Source organism: Pantoea sp. ANP04, from assembly GCF_041982285.1.
Lineage (GTDB): Bacteria > Pseudomonadota > Gammaproteobacteria > Enterobacterales > Enterobacteriaceae > Pantoea > Pantoea eucalypti.
The window spans coordinates 1-5,259 of record NZ_JAUTYS010000028.1 but is presented as its reverse complement, the minus strand read 5'-3'; the positions used below and the strand labels follow the sequence as shown (position 1 = coordinate 5,259).

The following is a 5,259-nucleotide window of genomic DNA, read 5'->3' as shown; positions in this document are numbered from 1 at the left end:
TACGCCAGCGGCGACACCGGCGAGAGCCGTCACAACATCAGCTTCACGGTGCTGCCGTCGTCGGTGACGTACCGCACCCCGCCGGAGACGCCGTGGCCGAAAACGCACGGTCCGCAGACGGCGAAGGTGGTGGGGCCGAAAGGCGAGTCGATCTGGACCGACCGCTACGGGCGGGTGAAGGTGAAGTTTCACTGGGACCGGCTGGCAAAGGGTGACGACACCAGCTCCTGCTGGGTGCGCGTCTCCAGCGCCTGGGCGGGTCAGGGGTTCGGCGGGGTGCAGATCCCGCGGGTCAACGACGAAGTGGTGGTGGACTTCATCAACGGCGATCCGGACCGTCCGCTGATCATCGGCCGGGTGTATAACGAGGCGAGCATGCCGCCGTGGGCGCTGCCGGCGGCGGCGACGCAGATGGGCTTTTTAAGCCGGTCGAAGGATGGCACGGCGGACACCGCGAACGCGCTGAGGTTTGAGGATAAGGCGGGTGAGGAACACCTGTGGATCCAGGCACAGAAGAACATGGATACCCATGTTAAAAATGATGAATCACACAGTGTTCTGAACAATCGCATGGTTTCGGTGGGCGCTAATAATGAGACGCGAGTGGATGGTGACCATGCTCTCGGCACTCAGGGAAATAGTAAAACGCTGACAACGGGCAATCGTACTGAACAGGCCTTTGCTTCTTACACCATTGCAGCCGGAGACACTGTAAGGATCGAGTGTGGTCTGAGCGCGATTGAGTTAACTAAAGAAGGTGCGATTAATTTTATTGGTAAAAATTTTAACATTACCGTCGATGGTAATGGAGAGATTAATACCAAAGGTGGTGAGTTACATTTAAATCCGGAAGGAGGAAGCGCTGCAATAATTGCACCGGGTAGTGGACATAAAAATAAAATAAAAAGTGAAATTGAAAACTACTTTTCTTCATCAGCAAAAAATACTAAAGGATAAAAATGGCCACCTATACTCTTCAGGAAGCTTCAATTGAACTGCCCGACATATTTAAAGACAGGACAATGAACCTTTTTACGCTCAGCGAAAATAATGCGAGTGAGTTTACGTTCGTAGTGTCTCGTGCATCTGCTTTTCATGACGATACAGTGCAAAAAGTGGCCGCTAGAATTATCAATGAGATGAGTGTCACTGTTCCCGCTTTTGTAAACGTAACATCACAACTGATCGAGATAGATAATCTGCCTGCAGTTGAGATTTTTTATCATTTTGAAAATGATGGCGCTGAGATCTGGCAAAAACAATCGATTGTTTTATTTGATGATGACGCCGGGGGTAAAAAGATTGTTTGTTATATTGGAACGTGCCCAGGACGTTTTAATGATTATTATACTAAGCAATATCATGAGATTATTAACAGTATAAAATTTAATTCTCGTGATTCTGATCATGAGCCGGTACCCGTGGCAACTGATGCGTCGGGGATTTTCTTTTCTTTTGATAACGATACTAAAGTGCTTACCGCACATGAAACGGTGACATTACTTTATCAGAATGTTGATTTGAAAAGAGCTCTGAATGGCAGTTATTTGTTCTTTGACTCAGCGGGAAGCCCATTACATATCGCCGCCTTAAATAATGAAGAGCCGTTGCGCTATGCACTATGGACATCACCACACAGAAAAAACTCATCTGTAAGAGATATTCTTGGCATGGCAAAAGCATTTAAAGGACCAGCAGATCTCGCCAGCGAATCACAAATCCTTGCGTTTCTTCAGAGACATGAGGATGTATAAATCATGGCTGACTTCAATGCTGCCAGAGAGCAGGACGAGATAGCCCACACAGCCTCTAAAGGCTGGATGATCGCCGGGTTAATTGGCGGCGCGATATTAGGTGCAGCAGCCGTTGTTGTTACCGGTGGAGCAGCACTGGTTGTTGTATCCGCAGCAGCAGCCGGTGCCTGTGCTGCCGGAGGTGTGGGTGAAGTGCTTGGCAGCATGTCATGGGCTCCGCGACATAACACAGGCAAACTGTTATCCGGATCGCCGAATGTTTTCACTAACAGCAGAGCAGCGATACGTGCACATTTGTCCAAAGGCGACTGCGATGAGCACAGCGGCTCATCGCAACGGGTTGCTGAAGGTTCGGACAAAGTTTTTATTAACAACTTTCCTGCCGCCCGTATCGGAGACCGTTTGACCTGCAGCGCTGAGATATCTGGCGGTTCAACCAATGTCTTTATTGGCGGAGGCAAACTTCAGACTGACGACATCAACCCCGAAGTCCCCGGCTGGGTAAACTGGGTGATGATGGGAGTAGGCACTGCTGCCGTTGCGGTCCTGGCTTCACCTGCTATAGCCCTGCTAGGATTAGCAGGCGCAATGGGTGGTGGTTACGCTGGCAGCTGGGTCGGTGGCAGACTTTTCGGTGAAGGCTCTGACGGTCAAAAATGGTCTATGCTGGCAGGCAGTTTTGCCGGTGGGGCATTGGGTGGTAAAGGGGGTATGAAGTTTGACGGTTGGCGTGGTCGTAATAATATTAATGCTAACAAACTTCCGTTAAATGATGAAAAAATCGCCGAAATACAAAGTATCGAAAAAACATTTAGGCCAGACCCCGAAACATATTTACCTAAGGATTATATTGATTCTCATGCAAAATCCTTTGAAAATGGCGCATCTAGAATAGTCACTAGAAAAAGTTTTGAAGATTATGGTATTGGTAAACCTGATCCAGGGAGGACGGAATTTGTTCTAACCAAGGAGCGCGCTGGACAAATGATTTCTGAATCAAAAGGAGATGTAGGAGTGATTGCAGATAAATTAGGCATCCCACAGGAACAATTGAAAAACGATAGTCTTGTTTTGATTGAATTTGAACCTACAGAGTTGTACTCTCCAAAAATGCCTACTGGTAATGAATGGGGAGCTAATAAGCAATGGATTCCGGGTGGCAAACTACCACAAGGTGATCTTGAGGCTGTAGTAAAAACCGAAGGAATGGTTAAAGGCAGAGATTATACCGTGACCGATTTATTAACAGGAGAGAAATTATAATGAGTAAAAATAAAATAGCAATGAATCCTTGGGATTTTACTCTGTATGAGTGTGACGATAGCTCATATGTAATGAAGGTTATGTTTAGTGAAGGTGATTACAAAGTTGATGTCGAAAGGTTCTTCATTGTAACTCCATATATTGATATCCGTTCTATCGATATTGAAATGTTAAAAGATCTATCAAAAAAAATAAGAGAAGCCCCAGAGCAGTACGTAATAAATGAAATTAGCAAGGATAATTTTGAATTAATATAGTTTTAGTTTTTTCTATTTGGTGAATAAAAAGGTTTGTCTTTAGCTTACTTTATACATTCCGTTTGTAATAAGGTTGGCCTGGTGATTTTTAATTCAAGATCTGCCTTTGCTCTCAAACAAAAAGAGTGCATATTGGGTTTATGATGAAGAAAGAAAAATATACTGCTTTAGACTACATCAATGATGCTATTGATATCACTAATCAAAGAGCCATGGAAAAACCGGATTTTAGAGTTTTTCAGGTTGCTCTGAAACAGCTTATGTACGTAAAAAAAATATTAACTGGTGAAGAAAAAGATAAAAGTGTCCTGCATAGCATGAATCTGGGGAGTTTGGCTTCCAAAGAGTTTGATACAACTGACCCAGAGCTTGCCAAACATCTTTCAAACGCAAATTATATTGCATCTCAAATAGGCGCGGGACTCAAAGTCATTCTTCCTCATCAAATCGATCCTGAATATGAAAAACGGAAAAAAAGATATTTAAAAGTACAGTAGTAGATAAATATTGAGGCTTTAATGTATAAAGAATAACGCAAATAAAGTTCCCTGGTGGTAAATCACCAACTGGTGATTATTAAACTGTTATTTCCATGAAAAATTTAGATAAAGAGATAGACTATCAAGTTTATGACTTAAAGAAGGGGCGATTTATTATTGAAGCTAAGATTGTTAAGTCACGTCAAGGTGACTTTAATTTACTGCGTTCGGATAGTAAATGGTTTATAGGTGTTCTTATTCCAAATTTCTATCCAAACTCGCATTTTGACATTAGTAAGGTGTTTGTATTAGATGAAAATGATCTTCTTCATAGAGATGACTTTGACTATCTAATCAGTTTGGCCGAGACTATTCGTAAGGATTGGACCAACTTTTGTGATAGAGAGGTTAAAGATATTAAGGTTGTGAAGTGATTTATTATAAGTGAATAAAAATAATTCCCTCTCACTAGAAAAAGGTTTTTTTAGAGAGTTAATCCTATCACTTTTTATATTAAGTTACTATAGTGTAGGGTTTTGGGTAGACACTGTATTTAAATATAGGGTGATGCCTCTAATTGGTTTAATCTGATGTATAATGCACGCTTTTAAGATTCTCATGGCCAGCGTTAACGTTCATTGCCTCCATTGTCAGTCTGCTCACGTTTACCGCCATGGTCAGAACCCTAAAGGCTATGACAGATTTCGCAGCCGTCACTGCCACCGCGTGTTTCAACTCACTTACGCTTATGAAGCCCGTAAGCCGTGCATTAAAGAACAGATCACTGAAATGGCCTTCATCAATGGTGCCTGGGTTCGTGATACCGCCAGAAAACTGAACATTGGCATTAACACCGTCATCCGGAGTTTAAAAAAATTAGGCCAAAGCGGTTAACCTCTTCACCCGTCGCCCATGCTGATGTGGCGCTTATCTGCGAACTTTATGAGCAGTGTAGCTTTGTTGGCAGTAAAGCCCGGCAGCATTGTTCCTTTTTTTCGTGTGTTTTGATTTTCGCTAACATGCATAATGAAATAATCAAGAAGTAGTTAGTCAGTGAAATAAATGGGGATGTTAAATGTGCATGCATCACGATGGTTTGTAATGTATATTATATTTCCTTATTTTAATTTAAAATTATTTAAAAAATAATTTCCTCTTTGTGTTTCCTGGTTGATATCCAAAATACATATTGACTGAAAAAATATTATATTGATCATGTTCATAAATGTTTATTTTTTAATCGGGATTTTGTTTTGAAAAATAATTTCGCCCTGATATCCATTACTTCTAATCAGAAAATGCTTTAAATAAAAAAATCATTTCCCTTCCACTTTTACTGACCCGCGTCATCGTCAGTTCTGTCTGTACGGAAAAAACCATGTTCTCACGCATTACTGCTCAGCTGCCGGCGGACGGCCTGCTGTTCCACACGCTCACGGGCACCGAGACGCTGTCCCGTCCGTTTGTGCTCACCGCCGAACTGCTGGCCACCGACGCGCGCATCGA

Annotated in this window: 6 protein-coding genes and 1 pseudogene; all 7 read left to right on the top strand. The window is 42.9% G+C overall.

All coding sequences use genetic code 11. From position 1 onward, the window contains the following. Positions 1 to 957: type VI secretion system Vgr family protein (locus tag Q7C21_RS22025; RefSeq protein ID WP_375151102.1), on the top strand; the 957-nt coding region annotated here is incomplete at its 5' end. 2 nt (positions 958 to 959) lie between these two features. After that, on the top strand, positions 960 to 1,754 hold the full coding sequence (locus Q7C21_RS22020) for a DcrB-related protein (RefSeq protein ID WP_375151101.1): 795 nt from the start codon (positions 960 to 962) through the stop codon (positions 1,752 to 1,754). 3 nt (positions 1,755 to 1,757) lie between these two features. Next, positions 1,758 to 3,017 carry a PAAR domain-containing protein gene (locus tag Q7C21_RS22015; protein WP_008927175.1) on the top strand — a complete coding sequence of 420 codons (1,260 nt, stop codon included), beginning with the start codon at positions 1,758 to 1,760 and terminating at the stop codon, positions 3,015 to 3,017. Further along, positions 3,017 to 3,274, top strand: coding sequence for a hypothetical protein (locus Q7C21_RS22010; RefSeq protein ID WP_375151100.1), 258 nt, complete (start codon positions 3,017 to 3,019; stop codon positions 3,272 to 3,274). The genes Q7C21_RS22015 and Q7C21_RS22010 overlap by 1 nt, the downstream gene beginning before the upstream one ends. Before the next feature lie 140 nt (positions 3,275 to 3,414). Beyond that, positions 3,415 to 3,771 (top strand): immunity protein Tsi6 family protein, encoded by a 357-nt coding sequence (locus Q7C21_RS22005; protein WP_008927177.1) that lies wholly within the window; start codon positions 3,415 to 3,417, stop codon positions 3,769 to 3,771. A gap of 95 nt (positions 3,772 to 3,866) precedes the next feature. Beyond that, positions 3,867 to 4,187: a hypothetical protein gene (locus Q7C21_RS22000; RefSeq protein ID WP_105100180.1), complete on the top strand. Its 321-nt coding sequence runs from the start codon at positions 3,867 to 3,869 to the stop codon at positions 4,185 to 4,187. 184 nt (positions 4,188 to 4,371) lie between these two features. Next, a pseudogene (locus Q7C21_RS21995) lies at positions 4,372 to 4,751 on the top strand (IS1-like element transposase); the annotation flags it as partial. Between the last annotated feature and the right edge of the window lie 508 nt (positions 4,752 to 5,259).